This is a genomic window from Xanthomonas melonis (genome assembly GCF_020783655.1).
Classification (GTDB): Bacteria; Pseudomonadota; Gammaproteobacteria; order Xanthomonadales; family Xanthomonadaceae; genus Xanthomonas; species Xanthomonas melonis.
Genome location: NZ_JAJGQH010000013.1, coordinates 40303 through 62175 on the forward strand (window position 1 = coordinate 40303; position 21873 = coordinate 62175).

Annotated in this window: 13 protein-coding genes and 1 pseudogene; 7 read left to right on the forward strand and 7 right to left on the reverse strand. The window is 66.3% G+C overall.

Annotation, left to right across the window (positions count from 1 at the left end; translation table 11 throughout):
* Nucleotides 1–27: 27 nt before the first annotated feature.
* The 3 genes from LL964_RS13850 to LL964_RS13860 all read right to left on the reverse strand — a co-directional run bounded on the left by LL964_RS13850 (nucleotide 28) and on the right by LL964_RS13860 (nucleotide 8023).
* Nucleotides 28–3168: an efflux RND transporter permease subunit gene (locus LL964_RS13850; protein WP_104585439.1), complete on the reverse strand. Its 3141-nt coding sequence runs from the start codon at nucleotides 3166–3168 to the stop codon at nucleotides 28–30.
* A gap of 283 nt (nucleotides 3169–3451) precedes the next feature.
* A complete protein-coding gene (locus LL964_RS13855) occupies nucleotides 3452–6691 on the reverse strand; it encodes an efflux RND transporter permease subunit (RefSeq protein ID WP_104585437.1) in 3240 nt (1079 codons plus the stop codon).
* Nucleotides 6692–6784: 93 nt separating this feature from the next.
* A complete protein-coding gene (locus tag LL964_RS13860; protein ID WP_104585435.1) occupies nucleotides 6785–8023 on the reverse strand; it encodes an efflux RND transporter periplasmic adaptor subunit in 1239 nt (412 codons plus the stop codon).
* Between the two features lie 456 nt (nucleotides 8024–8479).
* On the opposite strand from LL964_RS13860, the gene LL964_RS13865 reads away from it, so the two are divergent.
* The 4 genes from LL964_RS13865 to LL964_RS13880 all read left to right on the forward strand — a co-directional run bounded on the left by LL964_RS13865 (nucleotide 8480) and on the right by LL964_RS13880 (nucleotide 11802).
* The gene (locus LL964_RS13865; protein WP_104585433.1) at nucleotides 8480–9787 is read left to right on the forward strand and encodes a M20 family metallopeptidase; all 1308 of its coding nucleotides are present in this window, start codon (nucleotides 8480–8482) and stop codon (nucleotides 9785–9787) included.
* 153 nt (nucleotides 9788–9940) lie between these two features.
* Nucleotides 9941–10756 (forward strand): NADPH-dependent 7-cyano-7-deazaguanine reductase QueF, encoded by an 816-nt coding sequence (gene queF, locus LL964_RS13870; protein WP_104585431.1) that lies wholly within the window; start codon nucleotides 9941–9943, stop codon nucleotides 10754–10756.
* 100 nt (nucleotides 10757–10856) lie between these two features.
* The gene (locus tag LL964_RS13875) at nucleotides 10857–11150 is read left to right on the forward strand and encodes a LysM peptidoglycan-binding domain-containing protein (protein WP_104585429.1); all 294 of its coding nucleotides are present in this window, start codon (nucleotides 10857–10859) and stop codon (nucleotides 11148–11150) included.
* A gap of 91 nt (nucleotides 11151–11241) precedes the next feature.
* A complete protein-coding gene (locus LL964_RS13880; RefSeq protein WP_104585427.1) occupies nucleotides 11242–11802 on the forward strand; it encodes a hypothetical protein in 561 nt (186 codons plus the stop codon).
* Nucleotides 11803–11948: 146 nt separating this feature from the next.
* Here LL964_RS13880 and LL964_RS13885 read toward each other — a convergent pair whose 3' ends face one another.
* A complete protein-coding gene (locus LL964_RS13885; protein ID WP_104585425.1) occupies nucleotides 11949–13652 on the reverse strand; it encodes an SWIM zinc finger family protein in 1704 nt (567 codons plus the stop codon).
* Between the two features lie 201 nt (nucleotides 13653–13853).
* On the opposite strand from LL964_RS13885, the gene LL964_RS13890 reads away from it, so the two are divergent.
* On the forward strand, nucleotides 13854–16085 hold the full coding sequence (locus tag LL964_RS13890) for an NADP-dependent isocitrate dehydrogenase (protein ID WP_104585423.1): 2232 nt from the start codon (nucleotides 13854–13856) through the stop codon (nucleotides 16083–16085).
* A 77-nt stretch (nucleotides 16086–16162) separates the two neighbouring features.
* Here the strand turns inward: LL964_RS13890 and LL964_RS13895 are convergent, their stop codons facing one another.
* On the reverse strand, nucleotides 16163–16402 hold the full coding sequence (locus LL964_RS13895; RefSeq protein WP_104585421.1) for a hypothetical protein: 240 nt from the start codon (nucleotides 16400–16402) through the stop codon (nucleotides 16163–16165).
* 103 nt (nucleotides 16403–16505) lie between these two features.
* Between LL964_RS13895 and LL964_RS13900 the strand changes: the two are divergent.
* Together LL964_RS13900 and aceK are read left to right on the forward strand one after the other, a co-directional pair.
* A pseudogene (locus LL964_RS13900) lies at nucleotides 16506–17496 on the forward strand (LysR substrate-binding domain-containing protein).
* Nucleotides 17493–19232, forward strand: coding sequence for a bifunctional isocitrate dehydrogenase kinase/phosphatase (gene aceK / locus LL964_RS13905; RefSeq protein WP_104585419.1), 1740 nt, complete (start codon nucleotides 17493–17495; stop codon nucleotides 19230–19232). Before LL964_RS13900 ends, aceK begins: the two are co-directional and overlap by 4 nt.
* Nucleotides 19233–19449: 217 nt before the next feature.
* On the opposite strand, the gene rho is transcribed toward aceK, so the two are convergent.
* Nucleotides 19450–21282, reverse strand: coding sequence for a transcription termination factor Rho (gene rho, locus LL964_RS13910; protein ID WP_146092312.1), 1833 nt, complete (start codon nucleotides 21280–21282; stop codon nucleotides 19450–19452).
* Nucleotides 21283–21498: 216 nt separating this feature from the next.
* Nucleotides 21499–21840: a thioredoxin TrxA gene (gene trxA / locus LL964_RS13915; RefSeq protein ID WP_104585415.1), complete on the reverse strand. Its 342-nt coding sequence runs from the start codon at nucleotides 21838–21840 to the stop codon at nucleotides 21499–21501.
* Nucleotides 21841–21873: the final 33 nt, after the last annotated feature.

The window sequence follows — 21873 nt, forward strand, 5'->3', positions numbered from 1 at the left end:
CGCAGTCGCCACGGCTATTGCCGTGGCTCAGTGCGCTTGCGCCGCCGGACGACGCGCCGCGGCGCGTTCGGCCCGCTGCGCACGCTTGCGCGCGCGGCGGGCCTTCCAGCGTTCGCTCAGGCACGAGAAGATCACGTACAGCGCCGGGGTGCTGAGCAGGGTCAGGCTCTGCGAGAACACCAGCCCGCCGATCATCGCAATGCCCAACGGTCGGCGCAGTTCCGAGCCTTCGCCCAGGCCCACCGCCAGCGGCACGGCCGCCAGGATCGCCACCATCGTGGTCATCATGATCGGCCGGAAGCGCACGATCGATGCCTCGCGTGCTGCCGCCCGCGCATCCATGCCATGCACGCGCTGCGCCACCAGCGCGAAGTCGATCATCATGATGGCGTTCTTCTTGACGATGCCGATCAACAACACCAGCGCGATCATCGAGATTACCGACAGCTCGGTATTGGTGAGGAACAGCGCCAGTAGCGCGCCGACGCCAGCGGCCGGCAGCGTGGACAGGATGGTCACCGGGTGGATCAGGCTCTCGTAGAGCATGCCCAGCACGATGTAGACGGTGAGCACCGCGGCCAGCAGCAGGATGCCCATCGAGTTTGGGCTCAACTGCACGTTGAATCCGCCGCCGTCGCTGATGCGAATGCCGTCGGGCAGGCGCAAACCTTCCACCGTGGTCTTGATGATCAGATCCGCCTCGCCGGTGCTCACGCCCGGTGCGAGGTTGTAGCTCAGATCCATCGTGGTGTACTGGTTGTCGTGGGTGATCTGCGGCGGCGCCAGTCCGGGCACCTGGGTGGCGACGGCGGTGATCGGCACCATCTGCCCGGCGCGATTGGGCACGAAGATCTGGTCCAGCGCCTTGGGGGTTGCCGTCTGCGAGGGCAGTGCGTTGACCACCACGCTGTACTGGTTGAGATCGGAGTAGATGGTGGAGATGGAGCGCTGGCCGAATGCGCCGTAGAGCGCGCCGTCGATCGCGCCGACCGAGATGCCCAGGCGCGCGGCCTTGGCGCGGTCGATCACGATGTTCTGGCGCAGGCCGGAGGTATCCACGTCGGTACCCACATCGCGCAGGCGCGGATTCTTCTTCAAGGCGGCCTGGACCTTGGGCAACCACTCCTGCAGCTGGGCCAGATCGTTGCCTTGCAGCGAGACCTTGTACTGCGCGCCCTGGCTGGTACCGCCGCCGCCGTCGCTGGGCAGGTCCTGGATCGGGCGCAGGCGCAGGTCCAGGTCCGGGTAGCGGTCGGCCTTGGCGCTGAGCCGCGACACCACCTGCGCGGTGGTGTCGCGGCGGCCTTCGCTGCGTTTCTTCAGCTCGATGTTGAACGAGGCGCTGGCTCCCTGGCGGCCCGAACCCAGCCGCGCACCGACGGTCTTCACCGCCGGGTCGGCCATCAGCATATCGGTGATGCGGCGCTGGCGGCCGACCATGTCGGCGAAGGACACCGTGGCGCTGGAGTTGGCGCGCCCCCAGATCAAGCCGGTGTCCTGCGCCGGGAACGAGCCCTTCTTGACCGCGCCACCGAGGAAGACGGTGGCGACGATCAACAGCAATGGCGTCAGCGCCAGCAGCAGCGCGTGGCGCAGCGAGAAATCCAGCGCTACGGTGTATACGCGCAGCATCCGCTCGTGCATGCGGTCCAGCCAGGCGCCGAAGCGGCTGGGGCGCTGCACGTGCTCGTGCGCGGACAGGAAGCGGCTGCACAATGCCGGCGTCAGCGTCAGCGACACCAGCATGGAGACCACGATCGCCGCCACCAGGGTCACGGTGAATTCGCGGAAGAACGCGCCGACCATGCCGCTGGCGAACAGCATCGGAATGAACACCGCCACCAGCGAGGCGGTGATCGAGACGATGGTGAAGCCGATCTCGCGCGCGCCGGCCAATGCGGCGTCCAGGCGCGGCATGCCTTCGTCCAGGTGCCGCATGATGTTCTCGATCACCACGATCGCATCGTCGACCACGAATCCAATCGCGATCACCAGCGCCAGCAGGCTGAGGTTGTTGAGCGTGAAGCCCAGCACGTACATCACCAGGGCCGAACCGGCCAGCGACAGCGGTACGGTGACTGCGGCGATCAGCGTGGGCGCCAGCCGGCGCAGGAACAGCGCCATGGTCAGCACCACCATCGCCAGGGAAATCATCAGCGTGGCCTGCACCTCGTGCAGCGAGGCGCGAATGGTGGGGGTACGGTCGAAGTAGGGCGTGAGGGTGGTGCCGGGTTGCAGGTAGGCGCGCAGCTCGGGAATCTGCGCCTTGACCTGATCGACGGTCTCCACGATGTTGGCGCCGGCACGGGTGAAGGCATACATCACCACCGCGGGCTTGCCGTCGAACCAGGCCGCCTGGTAGGCGTCCTGCTGGCCGTCGTAGACGGTGGCCACATCGCCCAGCCGCACGATGCGTCCATCGCGTTGCGTGGAGATCGCCAGCTGCGCGAAATCGGCGGCCTTGGCCACCGCATCGTTGGCGATGATGGCCATGGTGGTGTTGCCGTCGGACAGAAAGCCGGTTGGCGAGGTTACATTGGCCGCGCGCACCGCGTTGCGCAGATCGTCCGGTGTCAGTCCCAGTGCATTGAGCGCGCGCAGGTCCACGTCCACGCGTACCGCCGGGGTGGAGGCGCCGGCGATGTCCACCGAGCTGATGCCGGTGATCTGCCGCAACCGCTGCGCCAGCAGCGAATCGGCCACGTTGTACAGCTCATCGGCCGATTGCGTGTCCGAGGTCAGCGCGATGGCGATGACCGGGTCGTCGTTCGGATTGGCCTTCTGGTACATCGGCGTGCCCAGGCCCGAGGGCAGGTCCGATTGCGCGGCGTTGATCGCGGTCTGCACGTCCTGCGCGGCCGAGTCGATGTTGCGATTGCTCTGGAACACCATGAACACCATGCTGCTGCTCTCCGAGCTGGAAGAGCGCATGCGGTCGATGCCCGGCAACTGGCCCAGGTGCCGCTCCAGTGGCGCGGTGACGGTGGAGGCCATGGTGCTGGCATCGGCGCCGGACTGGGTGGCGTGCACGAAGATCACCGGAATCTGGATGTTCGGCAGCGCCGCCACGCCCAGGCGCAGATAGCACATCAGTCCGATCACGAACAAACCGATCGCCAGCAGCGAGGTGCCGATCGGGCGCTTGATGAAGGGCGCGGAGATGTTCATCGGGAAAATTCCGGGATTCGGGACCCGGGACCCGGGACCCGGACAAGCAGTAGGGCCGGGACTCGGGACCCGGGACCCGGGACTCGGACAAGCAGTAGGGCCGGGACTCGGGACCCGGGACCCGGGACTCGGACAAGCAGGAGCAAATGCAAAGGCGCCTGCGCCTGCAACCGCATGTCCACGCTGCCCGCTCCATCCCAGACCCGACGTGCTCGGCTTGCGTGCCTGGCTTCACCACGGGACCCGGGTCCCGGGTCCCGGGTCCCGACAGCGGCGCACAGATTCATACCCGCCCCTCCACATGCCGATGCGCCGCCGCACGCCCCGCACGCCGCGTGCGCCATGCTTGCAGCCGCTCGCTGGCGCGTTCCATGTACAGGTAGATCACCGGGGTGGTGTACAGCGTGACCAGCTGCGACAGCAGCAGGCCGCCGACGATGGCGATGCCCAGCGGCCGGCGCAGTTCCGAGCCGATGCCGGTGCCCAGCGCCAGTGGCAATGCGCCCAGCATCGCGGCGGCCGTGGTCATCATGATCGGGCGGAAACGCAGCAGGCAGGCGCGCCGGATCGCATCGTGCGCGTTGGCGCCTTCGCGGCGCGCCTCGATCGCGAAGTCGATCATCATGATCGCGTTCTTCTTGACGATGCCGATCAGCAGCACGATGCCGACGATGCCGTCCACCGACAGGCTGAGTCCGCACATCATCAGCGCCAGCAACGCGCCCACGCCGGCCGGCGGCAAGGTGGAGATGATGGTCAAGGGGTGGATGTAGCTCTCGTACAGCACGCCCAGCACGATGTAGATCACCACGATCGAGGCCAGCAACAGCCATACGATATCGGTCTGGCTGCCGGTGAACTCGGCGGCCTTGCCGACGAACTGCGCGTGGACCTGGCTCGGGATCCCGAGCGCTTCGCGTGCCTGCTCGATCGCCTCCACCGCCTGCGACAACGAATGCCCCGGCGCCAGGTTGAACGAGATGGTGACTGCCGGCAGCTGCTGCTGGTGGCTGACCACCAATGGCGTGTTGGTGACCTTGGCCTGCGCCAGCGACGCCAGCGGAATGATGCTGCCGGCGCCGACCACGATGCCGGTGTTCTGCGCGCCCACGCCAGTGGCGGTGGACGAGTTCGACGAGGTCACCTGGCCGAAATTGGTGGCGTTGGTGCCGGTCAGCGCGCCGCTGCCGTTGCTGGCCACCGCCAGCTGGTTCATCAGCGCGGTGCTGCTGCGGAATTCCGGCGCCACTTCCAGCACCACCCGGTACTGATTGAGTTCGGTGAAGATGGTGGAGATCTGGCGCTGGCCGAAGGCGTCGTACAGTGTGTCGTCGATGGTCTGCATCGGCACGCCGAGCATGCTGGCCTTGTCGCGGTCGATGCTCAGTTCCAGCGCACGGCCCTGGTTGGCCAGGTTGTTGTCCACGTCGGCCAGTTCGGGCAGCTTGCGCATCGCCTCGGTCATGCGCCCGGCCCAGGTGGCCAGTTCGTCGCTGTCCACGTCCGACAGCGAGTACTGGTATTCGGTGGCGGCCACGCGGGTGTCCAGGGTGACGTCCTGTACCGGCTTGAGGAACAGCGCCACCCCCGGAATGCCGGCCACCGCGTTCTGCAGGCGTGGCAGCACCTCGTCCAGGCCATCGCGGTCGCCACGTGTCTTCAGCACGATCGACAACTGGCCCTGGTTGAGGGTGGGGTTCATGGTACCGGCGCCGATGAAGGCGGCCACGCCGGTCACCGCCGGATCCTTGCGCAGCGCTGCGGCCACCGCCTGGGTGCGCTGTTCCATCTGCGGAAACGCCACGTTCTGGTCGGCCTGCACCACGCCGGTGATCAAGCCGGTGTCCTGCTCGGGCAGCAGGCCCTTGGGGATGGCCACGTACAACAGCACGGTCAGCGCCACCGCGCCGATCGCCACGCCCAGGGTCAGCGGCTGGTGGGCAAGCACCCAATCCAGGCTGCGCTCGTACACGCCCACCGTGCGTGTCCACAGGTTGGTCCTGCCGGCGGCGGCCGCGCGTTCGTGTGCGTCTTCGCCCTCGGGCAGCGCATCGGGCTTGAGCAGGTAGGCGCACATCATCGGCGTCAGCGTCAGCGACACCAGCATCGAGATCACCACCGCAATCGACAGCACCCAGGCGAACTCGTGGAACAGCCGCCCGGTGACGCCGGGCATCAGCAGCAGCGGCAGGAACACCGCCACCAGCGACACGGTCAGCGACAGCACGGTGAAGCCGATCTGCCGAGCACCGATCTCGGCCGCTTCCGGTCCGCTCTTGCCTTGTTCGATGTAGCGCACGATGTTCTCGATCATCACGATCGCATCGTCGACCACGAAGCCGGTGGCCACCACCAGCGCCATCAGCGACAGGTTGTCCAGCGACATGCCGGCGAAGGCCATCACCCCGAAGGTCCCGGCCAGCGACAACGGCACCGCCACCGAGGGAATGATGGTGGCCCACAGCCGGCGCAGGAACACGAAGATCACCGCCACCACCAGGCCGATGGTCAGCACCAGGGTGAACTTCACTTCGTGTACGGACGCGCGAATGGTTTCGGTGCGGTCGGAGAACACCTCCAGGCGCACGTCCGCCGGCAGCACTCCCTGCAGCTGCGGCAGGATGCTGCGGATCTGTTCCACCGTCTGCACGATGTTGGCGCCGGGCTGGCGGCGGATCTCCAGCAGCACTGCCGGCTTGCCGTCGGCCCAGGCGGCAAGCTGGTCGTTCTCCACGCCATCGACCACCTTGGCCACATCGGCCAGCCGCACCGGCCGGCCGTTGTTGAAGCTGATGATGGTCTCGCGGTACTGCGCCGCATCGGTGAGCTGGTCGTTGGTGCCGATGCTGTAGGACTGGGTCTTGCCGTTGAGCGAGCCCTTGGGCGCGCTGACGTTGGTCTGGGTCAGCGCGCTGCGCAGCGACTCCATGGTCAGGCCCATGTTCGACAGCTGCGCCGGGTTGACCTGGATGCGCACTGCCGGACGCACGTTGCCGGCGATCGACACCAGGCCCACACCCGGCACCTGCGACAGACGCTGAGCCAGGATCGCATCGGCATAGCGGTTGACCTCACGCAGCGGCAAGGTATCGGAGGTGAGCTTGAGGGTGAGGATCGCCGCATCGGCCGGATTGACCCGGTTGTAGACCGGCTGGTACGGCAGCGACGAGGGCAGGGTGGCCTGGCGGATCGCGGCCTGCACGTCCTGCGAGGCGATGTCGATATCGCGATCCATCGAGAACTGCAGAATGATGGTGGACAGGCCCGCCGACGAATCGGAGGTCATCATCTGCAGTCCGGAAATCTGTCCGAACTGGCGTTCCAGCGGCGTGGTCACCAGCGAGGCCATGGTGGTCGCGTTGGCGCCGGGGTATTGGGTGGTCACGACCAGGCTGGGCGCATCGATTTCCGGCAGCGCCGACACCGGCAGTTGCCGGTAGCCCAGGATGCCCAGCAGCAGAACGCCCGCCATCAACAGCGAGGTGGCGATGGGGCGGCGGATGAAGATGGTCGAAAAGCCCACGGAGGAGTCCTTGCTGAAGACGTCGATCGATGCCGGCGCACGGCGCGCCGACGCGCACCGCCGACGGGAGGTCCCGCCGGCGGTGGTCAGGCATTAGCGCGGACCGCCACCACGACGGCTGCCGCCGCCACGGCTCTGCTTGTCCTGTGCGGCCTTGAGCTCGGCCTCGGTCGGTTCCGGCGGCGTCTCGCCCGGCTTGAGCGCGCTGACCTTGCTGCCCGGCTTGAGCCGGAACTGGCCTTCGGTGACCACGCGCTCGCCGGGCTTGAGGCCCTTGGTGACCTGTACATGGCTGTCGTCCACTTCCACGCCTTGAACCACGGTACGCATCTGCGCGGTGTTGTCGTTTCCGACCACGTAGACATAATCGCCATCGGGGCCGCGCTGCACGGCCTGGGTCGGCACCACGGTGCCGCCGGTGATGGTGCGCAACTGCAGCCGCACATTGACGAACTGGCCCGGCCACAAGGCGTTGTCGGTGTTGTCGAAGATCGCACGCGCACCGAAGGTGCCGCTGTCGGCGGCGATGCGGTTGTCGATCACCTCCAGCCTGCCGTCGCTGCTGATCATGCGCGCATCGCCGCGATCCAGTGCCGCCACGCCCAGCGGCGCCGCCGCCTGTCCGCTGCGCACCGCCTGCAGGTCGCGTTCGGGCAGGTTGAAGGACACGTAGATCGGGCGGATCTGGGTCAGCGTCACGATGGTCGAGGTGGTACTGACGATATTGCCCACGTCCACGCCGCGGATGCCGGCAATGCCGTCGATCGGCGCGGTCACCCGGGTGAACTGCAGTTGCACCTGTGCCGAGCGCATCTGCGCATCGTTGGCGGCCACCGCTGCCTCGTACTGCGCCACCTGGTTGCGCTGGGTGTCCAGATCGGTCCGTGAGACGTACTGCTTGTAAGCCGGATCGTTGGAGCGCTGATAGTTCACCCGGGCGGTCGCCAGCAGCGCCTGATTCTGTCGTTTGGCCGCCAGCGCCTGGTCGTAGCTGGCCTGCAGCGTACGCGCGTCGATCTGCGCGAGCAGATCGCCCTTTTTCACTTCCTGGCCTTCCTTGAAGTTCAGGCTGATCAGCTGGCCGCCCACCTGCGGGTTCACCGTGACCGTATTGAGCGCGGTCACCGTGCCCAGCGCACTGGCGTACACCGGCACGTCCTGGGTGGTGGCGGCCACGACCGTGACCGGCACCGGGCCGCTGTTCTCGGTGCCATTGCCATCCGGCGCGCCTGCCGGCTTGCCACGGCTGCCCCCACCCATCATCCGCATTGCGACGAATACAAGCACGAGCACTGCGACGACCAGCAGTGCGATCTTCCAGAAACGCGACATTGCGACAACTCCTGAGGGCGGGCCGGGCGCCTGGGGCGACCGTGGGGACGGCGTTGCGAAGCATATCGTCGCGCCCGCGCAATTGAGCGTTACTGAAGTAACGCCCCGCACGGCGCGGCGCGGCGCGCATTCACGTGCGCGTGGGGCGACAACGCGCCAGCACCGCGTCGGTTGACCGCCGTGCTGAATCGGGGTGCACCGCCGCATGCCCTGGCATACGCCCGACCGCCGCAGGAGCCGCAAACCCCGCCACCGCGGCTTATGCGGGCAGGCGGTGGCGGCACACAGGCGCGCGAGCCCACGCACCCTGCACCTGTGCACGCGGTCCGGCCGATACCAGGCAGGAGCCGTGACCTGCCGCCCAGCGTTTGCGGTGCAGGCCCGATCTTCCGCCGCGCCACGCGCCATCGCGGCGCGGGTGGACTACAGTGAAGACCGTTCATGAGAGGACTACCGATGCGCCACACCTGCCTGCTGTCCAGCGCGCTGCTGCTCGCCCTGCCCATGCTTGCCGCTGCGCAGGGGGAGCCGCGGCCCGAGGTCGCCGCCGCCGCCACCACCCTCCAGCCCAAGGTGGTGCAGTGGCGACGCGACTTCCACCAGCATCCGGAGCTGTCAAACCGCGAGGAGCGCACCGCCGCCACCGTGGCCGCGCAGCTGCGCAAGCTCGGCCTCAAGCCGCGTACCGGCATCGCCCATCACGGCGTGGTGGCCATCATCAAGGGCGGCAAGCCGGGGCCGAAGATCGCCCTGCGCGCGGACATGGACGCGCTGCCGGTGAAGGAGCAGACCGGGCTGCCGTTTGCGTCCAAGGCTACCGCCGAGTACCGCGGCGAGCAGGTCGGGGTGATGCATGCCTGCGGTCACGACGCCCACACCGCCATCCTGCTCGGCGTGGCCGAGGCGCTGGTGGGCATGCGCGAACAGCTGCCGGGCGAGGTGATGCTGATCTTCCAGCCCTCCGAGGAAGGCGCACCCGGCAACGAAGAAGGTGGCGCGTCCTTGATGCTCAAGGAAGGGCTGTTCGCCGACTTCAAGCCACAGGCGGTGTTCGGCCTGCATGTGTTCTCCAGCGTGCAGGCCGGCAAGATCGCGGTGCGCGGTGGCCCCCTGATGGCGGCTTCGGACCGCTTCGCGATCAAGATGATCGGTCGCCAGACGCATGGCTCGGCGCCGTGGAACGGCATCGACCCCATCGTGGCCAGCGCCGACATGATCGGTGCCGCGCAGACGGTGATCAGCCGCCGCGCCAACCTGTCCAAGCAGCCGGCCGTGCTCAGTTTCGGCGCGATCAAGGGCGGTATCCGCTACAACATCATTCCCGACGATGTCGAGATGGTCGGCACCATCCGCACCTTCGACGAAGGCATGCGCCAGCAGATCTTCGCCGACCTCAAGAACGTGGCCGAACACACCGCCGCCGCGCACGGGGCCAAGGTGCAGGCGCAGGTGCCGGATCAACCCGGAAACCCGGCCACCGTCAACGATCCCGCACTGACCGCCAGGATGCTGCCCAGCCTGCAGGCCGTGGTGGGTGCGGACAATGTCTACGAGCCGCCGTTGCAGATGGGCGCCGAAGACTTCTCGTTCTACGCCCAGCAGGTGCCATCGATGTTCTTCTTCGTCGGTTCCACCGCCAAGGGGATCGATCCGGCCACCGCGCCCAGCAATCACTCCCCGCAATTCCTGCTGGACGAATCGTCGCTGGATGTAGGACTGCGCGCATTGCTGCAGGTGTCGCTGGATTACTTGCAGCAAGGGTGATTCGGGATCGGGGATTCGTCTGCGGCTGGGCGGATCCCGCCTTCGGTGATGGAGCGGCATGTCGGGTTCGCGAGTGGAACCCGACATGCCGTACGGGCCTGGAGCTGCGCTGCCGTACACCGCACGGCCAGCCAGACGGCCTAAAATGGCTAGATGAATACCCCAGCAGATTCCACCCTCGGTCGTGAGGTCGCTTACCCGAGCGGCTACGACCCCTCGCTCCTGTTTCCGATCCCGCGTGCGGCCGGGCGCGACGCCATCGGTCTGGCCGGCGCGCTGCCGTTCATCGGGCGTGACCGTTGGCACGCCTACGAGCTGAGCTGGCTCGATGCGCAGGGCAAGCCGTGCGTGGCCACCGCCACCTTGCATGTGCCCTGCGATTCGCCCTCGCTGATCGAATCAAAGTCGCTCAAGCTATATTTGAATTCGCTCAACGCGACCCGTTTCAACAGCGCCGAAGCGGTGCGCACGCGCATCGCCACCGACCTGTCCACCCGCGCCGGTGCCGATGTGACGGTGGAATTCGGTCTGCCGCCGATCGACACGGTGGGCGAGGGCGAGTCCATCGACGCACTGGATGTCAGCATCGACGATTACGGCCCGCCCAACGCCGGGTACCTGCGTGCCCATGCGCAGGACGTCGTGGAACAGGTGCTGACCTCGGCATTGCTCAAATCCAACTGCCCGGTCACCGGCCAACCGGACTGGGCCAGCGTCACGCTGCGCTACCGCGGCGCGCCGATCGACCGCGAAGGCCTGCTGCGCTATCTGGTGAGTTTCCGCGACCATGCCGAATTCCACGAGCAATGCGTGGAGCGCATCTTCAACGATGTGATGCAGCGGTGTGCGCCCGAATGGCTGGTGGTGGAGGCGCGTTATACGCGGCGCGGTGGACTGGATATCAATCCACTCCGTAGCTCGCCCACTGTCCCGGTCCCGCTTTCGATCTTCCGCGATTTGCGCCAGTAATCGCTGCCTTGCGTGATCGCGCCGGCTTCACGGCGGCGCGATCCATGTTTAACGGCGCCCCGCGCACCCTGCAGGCATCGCATGCCGAGGGACTGCCGCAATGAATGCCGACAAGAAAGCCGATTTTTCCAATGTCACGTCCTCTGTCGACAGTACCGGCGATGTCGCGCCTGCGGCCGATTTCTCCAACGTGCGTTCCAGCGTGCAGAGCACGGCGCAGTTGGCAGGCGAAACGGTGACCGTGCAGACCGGCGACAGTCTGTCCAAGCTTGCCAAGCGTCATCTCGGCGATGGTGCGTTATGGCCGCGTATCTTCGAGGCCAACCGCGACACCTTGCAGGATCCGGACAAGCTCTTTCCAGGCCAGGTGCTGCATCTGCCGCCCAAGGCGTAATCGAGCGACGGTTCGCTCCGTGCATGCAACGCGCCGCGCATCGATGCCCGGCGTCATCATTCGACTTATTCGTCCTATCGGAGATCGACTCATGCGTACTCAATCCGTGTCCAGCACCCTCGTTCTTGCCCTGGCCGGCGTCCTGGCACTGTCGGGTTGCCGCAAGGAGGCCAACGACGATTCCAACGTGGCCAAGGATCCGACCTCTGGCGCGGCCACCGATGCCATGCCGGGCCCGGCAGCCACGCCGCCGGCCAGCGACCAGGCTGCACAAAGCACCGCGACCGGCGCGGCCAGTACCGATGGCGCGGCCATGGCCGGCAGCGGAGTCACCGTCTCCAGCGTCGCAGTCGGCACGGTTGCCGCTGCCGACAAGACGGTAACGCCATCGGCCAGCGTCGGCAGCAAGGACACCATCATCGTCTCGGTCAAGACCGAAGGCACTGCGAGCAATGTGCCGGTTGCGGCCAAGCTCACATACCAGGATGGACAGGTGGCAGGCGAGCAGAACGCGACGCTGACCACCACGGGCGCAGAGACGACCAATATGAGCTTCAACAAACCCGATGGCTGGCCAGCCGGCACCTACACCGCGCAAGTCATGGTCGACGGCAAGCCCGCAGGCACGCCGCAGACCATTACGGTCAAGTAGCAGACCATCACGGCCAAGTCGGTGTGTGCGGCATACGCGTAGGTCGGTGCCGCACGAAGCGGTCTTGATGGAAGGTGAGCTGCAGCCGAATCGGCGCGCGGCAGGCGCGCGCCGTCGGTCGAAGGATCCGTAAAGGCGACCGCCGCTCAGGTGGCAGGAAACCGCACGTCCAATAGTTCGATGAACATTCGCTTGGGCCGATACAGTTGGCGATACCGCGCCAGTTCGGATGCGAACGCGGATTGCCCATCCTTGCCAAGTTGACGGCGGCAAAGACGCTGCAGCACCTTCAGGAGTTCCACCGCCTGCAGATATCCGTAGCGCTTGGTCTGCCCAACATTCGCCTCGATCATGACGTGGCAGATGCGGATCGCGGTCGCCGGGTCGTATTCCTCGGCGTGAGGCAGCAGCGATTCCCAGGTGCGCAGCGGAAGCTGGCGGTCCGGATCGGCTGCCAGTTCCAGCGCGCGCTGGGTCTGTCCCTCGGCGAGCAGCAGATTGATGCGGGTATCGTGCGCATCGATGAAGCGCGGCACCGCCTTGGTGTCCAGCGCCTGCAATGCGCGTTCGCGCCATGCCTCCCAGGCGTCCAGCAGCGATGCCGCCTCTTGCAGGGCCAGGTAGGTCTCTTCATTGGGCATGAGCAGATACGCCTTCCAGCGCAACGTCAACGCATCCTCAGGAAAGCCATCACGCACGTAGGCTGTCGCCAACGCGGCCAGCAGGCGGCCGTCCTGAGGGTCGGCCTTGACACCGCGCTCCAGCCACTCCAAGGCCTGGCGCTGGCGCCCGTGTTCGCCACAGCGGCGCGCCATCTCCAGGTGGTCCCAGCCGCTGGAACAGGTGTGGGCGAAGAACTCCAGCATGGCATCCACGCTGGCGCCGCAATGCGCGGTGTCTTCGAGCAGCGACTCGGCCGACAATTGCCGCGCCCGGTCGCCGCGGGCATGCAGGATCTTCAGCGCCGCGTCTTGCAGCCGTGCGATGTCCGCCGCACTCAGCAGCGCGGCATAGTCCTGCAAGGGGCGCAGCAGGCTCCATTGGTCGAGCATGCGCAGCTCGAACAGGCGCTCGCCGAGCGTATCGGTGCCGGCTGCACGCGCGGCTTCCAGGTGCGCATGTCCCAACGCGCGCAGGCGCTCGCCCAGATCGCCGCGCGAATCGTCGACCTCTGCGTAGATCGCCAGCAGCCGTTTGAACGCGTACTCGTGCAGATCCAGCGCCGCCAGCGGATCACGTTGCCGCGCCTGCTCCAGCAAGGATGGCAACGCGCCAAGCTGCTTGGCATAGGCAATGGTGGTGCTCCAGTCCATGAATCGCTTGCGGCCAAGCACGGTGGAGATCGCCTTGCGCCACTGCTGCAACGGCGCGACGGCCAGTTGTGCCTGGCTCAGCAGGCGCCTGCGCAACTGGGCATCGTTGTCAGCCAGCTCCAGGATCAAGGCCTGCAAGGCCTGTGGGGTCTGCGTCGACAACCAGTGCTGTAGGACACGATCGCTGGATTCGGCCACTGGCTCGCCGGCAGTCCTGCGCTTGGTGCGTTTTTGGGAGTTGGGGTCGGCACTCGTCCGTGCCCAGCTGAGGGCAACGGCTACCTGGTGCTTGCAGAATTCCGCTTGCTGACCGATCGGGCAGTCGCATCGCCCCTGCAGGCGGCCATTTCGCCAGACCAGCTCCACGGCATAGTCGTCGCTGCCGCTGACGATAGCGTCGACCCGCAGCGGCTCAACCGTCTGCAAGGTGACGCGGTCCTGATCTGCATAGACCAGGCCGCGCGCATAGTAGCTGGGCGTGGTGATGCCGAGCAGGAAGGATCGATCGAGATCGGCAGGCGAAAAGCGGGCTGTCATGCAGGTATGGACGATATCCGCGCCACTGGCGCACTGGCAGGATGGCCGAGTCGAATTTTGCCAGAACGGGATGGACACGCGACAATCGCGGGCCGTACCCATCGGGGGCGTTCTTCCCGATGCCGCCCGCGATCCAGTCGACAACGTACCCTCCCGTATTGTCGTCACTGTCTCCTTTCCTCCGAGGTCCTATCCCGCGCCATGTCGAAGACACCGAAGATCCTCTACACGCTCACCGACGAAGCTCCCTTCCTGGCCACGCAGTCGCTGCTGCCGATCATCGATGCCTATACCGATACCGCCGGCATCGTGGTCGAAACGCGCGATATCTCGCTGGCAGGACGCATCCTGGCGCTGTTTCCCGAGCATCTGAGCGAGACGCAGAAGATCGCCGACGACCTGGCTGAACTGGGCGAGCTGGCCACCACGCCGGAGGCCAACATCATCAAGCTGCCCAACATCAGTGCCTCGGTACCGCAGCTCAAGGCCGCCATCAAGGAACTGCAGGGTCAGGGTTACGCGCTGCCGGCGTATCCGGACGAGCCCAAGGATGCTGCGGAAAAAGACATCAAGGCGCGCTACGACAAGGTCAAGGGCAGCGCGGTGAATCCGGTGCTGCGCGAAGGCAATTCGGATCGTCGCGCACCGCTGTCGGTCAAGAACTACGCACGCAAGCATCCGCATCGCATGGGCAAGTGGAGCAGCGATTCCAAGTCGCACGTCGCGCACATGGACGCCGGTGATTTCTTCGGCAGCGAGCAGTCCGCCACCATCGCCGATGCCGGGGCGCTGAAGATCGAATTCGTCGGTGCCGATGGCAGCAGCACGGTGCTGAAGGACAAGGTGGCGGTCAAGGCCGGGGAGATCGTCGACGCCGCCGTGCTGAGCAAGCGTGCGCTGGCCAGCTTCATCGATGCCCAGATCGCCGACGCCAAGGCGACCGGCGTGCTGTTCTCGCTGCACCTGAAAGCCACCATGATGAAGGTCTCCGACCCGGTGCTGTTCGGCGTGGTGGTCGGCGAGTTCTATAAGGACACGCTGAGCAAGCATGCCGATGCGCTCAAGTCGGTCGGCTTCGATCCCAACAACGGCATCGGCGATCTGTACGCACGCATCGGCACGTTGCCGGAAGCGCAGCAGGCGCAGATCACCTCCGATATCCAGGCCGAGTACGCGCAGCGCCCCGGTCTGGCGATGGTCAATTCCGACAAGGGCATCACCAACCTGCACGTGCCCAGCGACGTGATCGTGGACGCCTCGATGCCGGCGATGATTCGCGACTCCGGCCAGATGTGGAATGCGCAGGGCAAGCTGCAGGACACCAAGGCGGTGATTCCGGACCGTTGCTATGCCGGCGTGTACCAGGCGGTGATCGATGACTGCAAGGCGCACGGCGCCTTCGACCCGGCCAGCATGGGCTCGGTGCCCAATGTCGGCCTGATGGCGCAGAAGGCCGAGGAATACGGCTCGCACGACAAGACCTTCCAGATGCCTGCCGCCGGTACCGTCAAGGTCACCGATGGCAACGGCAAGTCGGTGTTCGAGCATGCGGTGGAAGCCGGCGATCTGTGGCGCATGTGCCAGGTCAAGGACGCGCCGATCCAGGACTGGGTCAAGCTCGCCGTGGAGCGCGCGCGCCTGAGCGATACGCCGGCGGTGTTCTGGCTGGACAAGGCGCGTGCGCACGACGCGCAGGTGATCGCCAAGGTCGAGCAGTATCTGAAGGATCACGACACCAGCGGTCTGGATATCCGCATCCTGCCGCCGGTGGAAGCGACCACCTTCTCGCTGGAGCGCATCCGCAAGGGTCAGGACACCATTTCGGTCACCGGCAACGTGCTGCGCGATTACCTCACCGATCTGTTCCCGATCATGGAGCTGGGCACCAGCGCCAAGATGCTCTCCATCGTGCCGCTGATGGCCGGCGGTGGCCTGTTCGAAACCGGTGCTGGCGGTTCGGCGCCCAAGCATGTGCAGCAGTTCGTCGAAGAGAACTGCCTGCGCTGGGATTCGCTGGGTGAATTCCTGGCGTTGGCCGCGTCGCTGGAGCATCTGGGCAACCGTTACGACAATGCCTCGGCCACCGTGCTGGCCAAGGCGCTGGACGTGGCCAACGGCCAGTTCCTGGACAACAACAAGTCGCCGGCGCGCAAGGTGGGCGAGCTCGACAACCGTGGCAGCCATTTCTATCTGGCGATGTACTGGGCGCAGGCCCTGGCCGCGCAGACCGAAGACACCGCGTTGCAGGCCAAGTTCTCGCCGCTGGCCAAGGCGTTGACCGAGAACGAAGCCACCATCGTGGCCGAGCTCAACGGTGCGCAGGGCAAGCCGGTGGAGATCGGCGGCTACTACCACCCGGACCTGGCCAAGGTCAGCGAGGCGATGCGCCCGAGCAAGACCTTCAACGACATCCTGGCCACGTTGAAGGCCTGAGTTGCCGCACCGCCGGTCGGTGCGTGAGCTGCAGCGACACCCAGGGCCCGCCTCGTCCAGAGGCGGGCCCTGTCGTTTCAGCGGAACGGCGACACAGCCGTAATGGCGTGCAGCAGGCGGCGCGTGCGGCGCGCCATGCGTTGTTCGCGCCGGGCGCGTTGCGCCGCGTCGATGTATTCCGCGCCGGTCGCGGGGGGCGCCTCCGGGGCTTGCGGCGCTGCCGGGTCCGCGGCAGCGTCTGGCTCTGCCAGCCGCTGTGCAAGCGCCATGTCGGCGATGTGACCGTGCTGGAACAGCAAGTCGGTAAAGATGCGCATGATCCTGCCTCCACTTGAGTGGAATCCACAGTAGGTGCAGGCTAGGGACGGCAAAAGCGAGGCTTTTGCAAGGTCGTATTGAATTCCATTCAAGGGTTCAGCCATGTCGCGTCCGCCGCTCCACGCATTGCAAGGCTTCGTCAGCGCCGTACGCCTGGGCAACCTGTCGCGTGCCGCTGCCACGATGCATCTCACCGTCAGCGCGCTCAGTCACCAGATGCGCGCACTCGAACAGCGGCTGGGCTATCCCGTATTGCAGCGGCATGCGCGGGGTCACCGCCACGCCGCAGGGCCAGCAACTGCTCGATCGTATCGCCCCGCATCTGGATGCGATCGCCGAGGCGTTTCAACCGTTCGGTCCGCGCCGCGGCGACACGCTCACGTTGAGCGTGACCCCATCGATGGCATCGACCTGGCTGGTGCCGCGCCTGGGAGGTTTTCTGGCCGACCATCCCACCATCGAGATCAATCTGCTCTCCAGCGAACGGCTGGTGGACTTCGAGCGCCAGCAGCAGGTGGACGGCGCCATGCGCATCGGCGCCGGACAGTGGCCAGGTCTCATTGCCGAGCCGCTGTTCGACGACTGGCTGGTTCCGATGGCGAGCCCGGCGCTGATCGCGCGCATGGGCGGCGCGGACGCACCGCCCTTGCAGGACTGGCCGCTGCTGGGCGACCCGGACGATGCGTGGCGCCGCTGGTTTGCCGCGTTCGGCGGCGCCGCGCCGCGCCGCTATGTCGCCGTGCTCGACGAATCGGAGGCCCATCACCGTGCCGCGTTGGAGGGCGTCGGTGTCGCCCTGGGGCGGGTGACGCGCGCACGCCTGTTGCTGGCGTCCGGCCAATTGGTGGCGCTGTCCACGCAACGGCTCAAGACCGGCTGGTCGCATTATCTCGTGTATCCACCACGCTCGGCCGCGCATGCCGGCTTTCTCGCATTCCGCGCGTGGTTGCAGCTGCAGGCGCGCGAACATGTTGCGCATGCGCAGCAGAGCGCAATCGCGCCGACCGCGCCATCTGCTGCACCGACTGCCGCACCGACTGCGGCGGCGCCTGCCACGCGCCGCCGCACGCGCTCGAGGACACTGCCGGCATGAACCTGCCACCCTTGCCGCCGCAGTCCGAGCGCCGCGCACTGGCGATCGCCCAGGCCGTCTACGATGCCTTCGAGGATTACCACGCGCGGTTCTCCGAGATCACTGCCCGCGCCAGGCAACGCTTCGAGACGCGCGACTGGAGCGGCGCCCGCGATGACGCCGTGGCGCGTATCGCGCTCTACGACCACTACATCGCCGAATGCATGCTGCGCCTGCGTGCGGTGCTGCTGGGCCAGGCGCACGACCGCGCGCTGTGGATGCGGGCGCGCAATTGCTATGCCACGCTCCTGGAAGGGCTGATCGATCAGGAGTTGTACAAGACCTTCTACAACACCCTGACCCGGCGTTACTTCGGTACCCACGGGGTCGATGCCGGCATCGAATTCATCGCGCTGGATATCGAGCCGACCGATGCCATCACTGTGCCGGTTGCGCGGCACACCTATGCGGTGTCGCCGGGCCGGCTGACCGACATGCTGGTGCGGGTGCTGGGCGACTACGCCTTCGCGATGCCATACGCGCATCGCACGCGGTGTGCAGCGGCCATCGCAGTTCGCCTGCTCGACGATCTCGCCCACTGGGGCGAACACCCGGTGCGCAGCGTGGAACTGCTGGAAACCGTGTTCTATCGCGAACGTCGCGCCTACCTGGTCGGGCGCGTGTTCGGCGAGCACCGGTTCTCGCCATGCGTCATCGCCCTGGTCAACGACGACGCGGGCCTGCGTGCCGAAGCGGTACTGACCCGGCGCAGCGATGTGGCGCAGCTGTTCAGTAACTCACGCAGTTATTTCCAGGCCGATCTGTCCACCGTGGGCGATGCAGTGGTGTTCCTGCGCAGCCTGTTGACGCACAAGCCGGTGGACGAGCTCTACACCATGCTGGGCCGGGCCAAGCAGGGCAAGACCGAACGCTATCGCACGTTCTTCAGCCATTTCCAGGCCCATCCGTCCGAGCAGCTGGTGCATGCCGATGGCACCCCGGGCATGGTCATGGTGGTCTTCACCCTGCCCAGTTATCCGCTGGTGTTCAAACTCATCCGCGACCGCTTCGCCTATCCCAAGACCATGAGCCGCGCGCAGGTGGAGGGCAAGTACGAACTGGTGTTCCAGCTCGATCGCATCGGCCGCCTGCTCGACGCTCAGCCCTATCGTTTCCTGCGTTTTCCCAGGGCGCGGTTCGCACCGGCGCTGCTGGAGGAGCTGCAGCGCAGTTGCGCGATGAGCCTGAGCGAGGATGGCGACGATGTGCTGATCGCGCTGTGCTACGTGCAACGGCGTCTACGCCCGCTCAACCTGTACCTGCGCGAGCAATTGCCCGAGGCCGCGCATGCGGCGGCACTGGACTACGGCCAGGCCATCAAGGATATGGCACGCAACAACATCTTCCCCGGCGACATGCTGCTGAAGAACTTCGGCATCACCCGTCACCAGCGGGCGGTGTTCTACGACTACGACGAGCTGTGCCTGATCACCGAATGCAATTTCCGCGACTGGCCGACGCCGACGACCTACGAGGAACAGATGGCGGCCGAGCCCTGGTTCCATGTCGGCCCACGCGATGTCTTTCCCGAGCGCTTCGCGCTGTTCATGGGATTGCCACCCTCGCAGCTGGAAGCGGTCAAGCACCTGCATCCGGAACTATTCGACCCACAGTGGTGGCGCGACCTGCAAACCCGCCTGCGCGAGGACGACTACCCCGACACGCCGCCATATGCGGAATCGCGGCGGCTGGCGTGAGCATGCTGGAAGCGGCGGCAGTGCCGCCGCCAGGCAATGCGACGACGCCCGTCGCATCTACCCTGCGTACGTGGCGCCGGCTCGGTGTGGCACTACGCCCGAGCAGCCCGTATCGACGCGGCGATGCGGCTCGCTGTCAGGCGACGCCCGGTGTGAGCGACACCCACAAAAAACCCCCGCACCGCGGGGGTTTTCGTTTCGATGACGCAGACCGCGATCAGCGCTTCATCGAACTGAAGAACTCGTCGTTGGACTTGGTGGTCTTCATCTTGTCCAGCAGGAATTCCATCGCCGCGATCTCGTCCATCGGGTGCAGCAGCTTGCGCAGGATCCAGATCTTCTGCAGCAGCTCCGGCTCGATCAGCAGATCTTCGCGGCGCGTGCCCGAACGATTGATGTCGATCGCCGGGTAGACACGCTTTTCGGTGATGCGACGGTTCAGATGCACTTCGCTGTTGCCGGTGCCCTTGAACTCTTCGTAGATCACCTCGTCCATCTTGCTGCCGGTTTCCACCAGCGCCGTGGCGATGATGGTCAGCGAGCCGCCTTCTTCCACGTTGCGCGCCGCGCCGAAGAAGCGCTTCGGGCGATGCAGGGCATTGGCGTCCACGCCGCCGGTGAGCACCTTGCCGGAGCTGGGCACCACGTTGTTGTAGGCACGCGCCAGGCGGGTGATGGAGTCCAGCAGGATCACCACGTCCTTCTTGTGCTCGACCAGGCGCTTGGCGCGCTCGATCACCATCTCGGCGACCTGCACGTGGCGCGCGGCCGGCTCGTCGAACGTGGAGGAGATGACCTCGCCGCGCACGGTGCGCTGCATTTCGGTCACTTCTTCCGGGCGCTCGTCGATGAGCAGCACGATCATGTGCACTTCGGGATGATTGGTGGTGATGGCCGTGGCCACCTGCTGCATCATCATCGTCTTGCCGGCCTTGGGCGGGGAGACGATCAGCGCACGCTGACCCTTGCCCTGCGGTGCCATCAGATCGAGGATGCGGCCGGTGATGTCCTCGGTGGACCCATCGCCACGCTCCAGACGGAAGCGGCGGCGCGGGAACAGCGGGGTCAGGTTCTCGAACAGCACCTTGTTCTTGCTGGCTTCCAGCGGCTCACCGTTGATGGTGTCCACGATCGACAACGCGAAGTAGCGTTCGCCGTCCTTGGGGAAGCGGATGCGGCCGGACAGATGATCGCCGGTACGCAGGTTGAAGCGGCGGATCTGGCTGGGCGAGATATAGGTATCGTCCGGGCCGGCCAGATAACTGGCCTCGGCCGCGCGCAGGAAACCGAAGCCGTCGGGCAGGATTTCCAGCACGCCATCGGCGGCGACGCCTTCGCCGTGGCGGGTCAGCACCTTGAGCAGGGCGAAGATGACGTCCTGCTTGCGCGCGCGGGCCACGCCTTCCTGGATATTGAGCTGCTCGGCGATATCCAGCAGCTTCTGTGCCGGCATGCGCTTCAGATCGCTCAGCGAATAGACCGGGAAGCCTTCCGGCACGGCCGGATGCGGACGCGGCACGAACGGCTCGTTGCTGCCGTCGGAAGAGGCCATGCCGCCGTCGTTGCCGAAACGGTCGCGAGGGCCGCGGTCGCGGCGGTTGCGGAACCGGTCGCGGCGGTTGCCCTGCTGGTTCTGGCCCTGGCCTTGCGAATTGTGGCCGCCGTTCTGGCCCTGGTGCTGGCCTTGTCCCTGGTTCTGGTTCTGGTTCTGGTTCTGCTGTTGCTGCGGGTGCTGGCCGCGCTGCTGCTGCGGCTGGGTGCCCTCGCGCGACTCGCCCTGGGCGTCCCCGCCCTGGCTGGCGCCAGCAGCGCTGCCAGTGGCTGCGCCATCGCCGGACGTCTGCGCGGGGGCCATTTCGGCGGTGCGCGACGGTGCCTGCGGGGCTTGAGGTGCTTCGGGGGCTGGGGTGGCGGGCAAAGGCAGGTTGGGTTGCTGCGTGCCGGCATCGTCGTGGGCGACGGCGGTCTTGCTTACGCGCGGTTTGCGCGCGCGCTTCTCGACGGGAGCGTCGACGCTGCTCCCGGTATCGGAGGAAGGATGATCGGACAAGTGCGTGATTCCTCGCTAAGGTGCGAGCGCCCGGCTGGGCGAACTATTGGTAGATGGGAGTCTAGAAGAGGTTTCTAGAGGGGTACGGCGGCGCACGAACGTGTGCCGGACCAACTGACACTATCACCGCCGCGCGTCACCGCGCAAGCGTCTGCCCCGGCCGGAGTTAACTGCCGGCAAACCATGCAGGGCGTCCATCGCTGGACGCCCCTCCGTTCAAGCGGCCGCGCCGCCCAGGCTCTTGTCGATCATCTGCACGAGCTGGCCCTTGCCCACCGCTCCGATCTGGCTGGCCTGCACCTGGCCGTCCTTGAACAGCAGCAGCATCGGGATCGAACGCACGTGGTACTTGATCGCCAGGGCGCGGTTCTGGTCCACATTGACCTTGGCCACCTTGAGCCTGCCCTGGTAGGCCTCGGCCAGATCGTCCAGGACCGGCGCGATCATCTTGCACGGGCCGCACCATTCGGCCCAGAAATCCACCAGAACCGGTTCGCCCGATTGCAGTACCGCTGTCTCGAAGTCGGCGTCGCCGACATGTTGAACCTTGTCGCTCACGTTGGGTCTCCTGGAAACCAAACGGCCCACCCG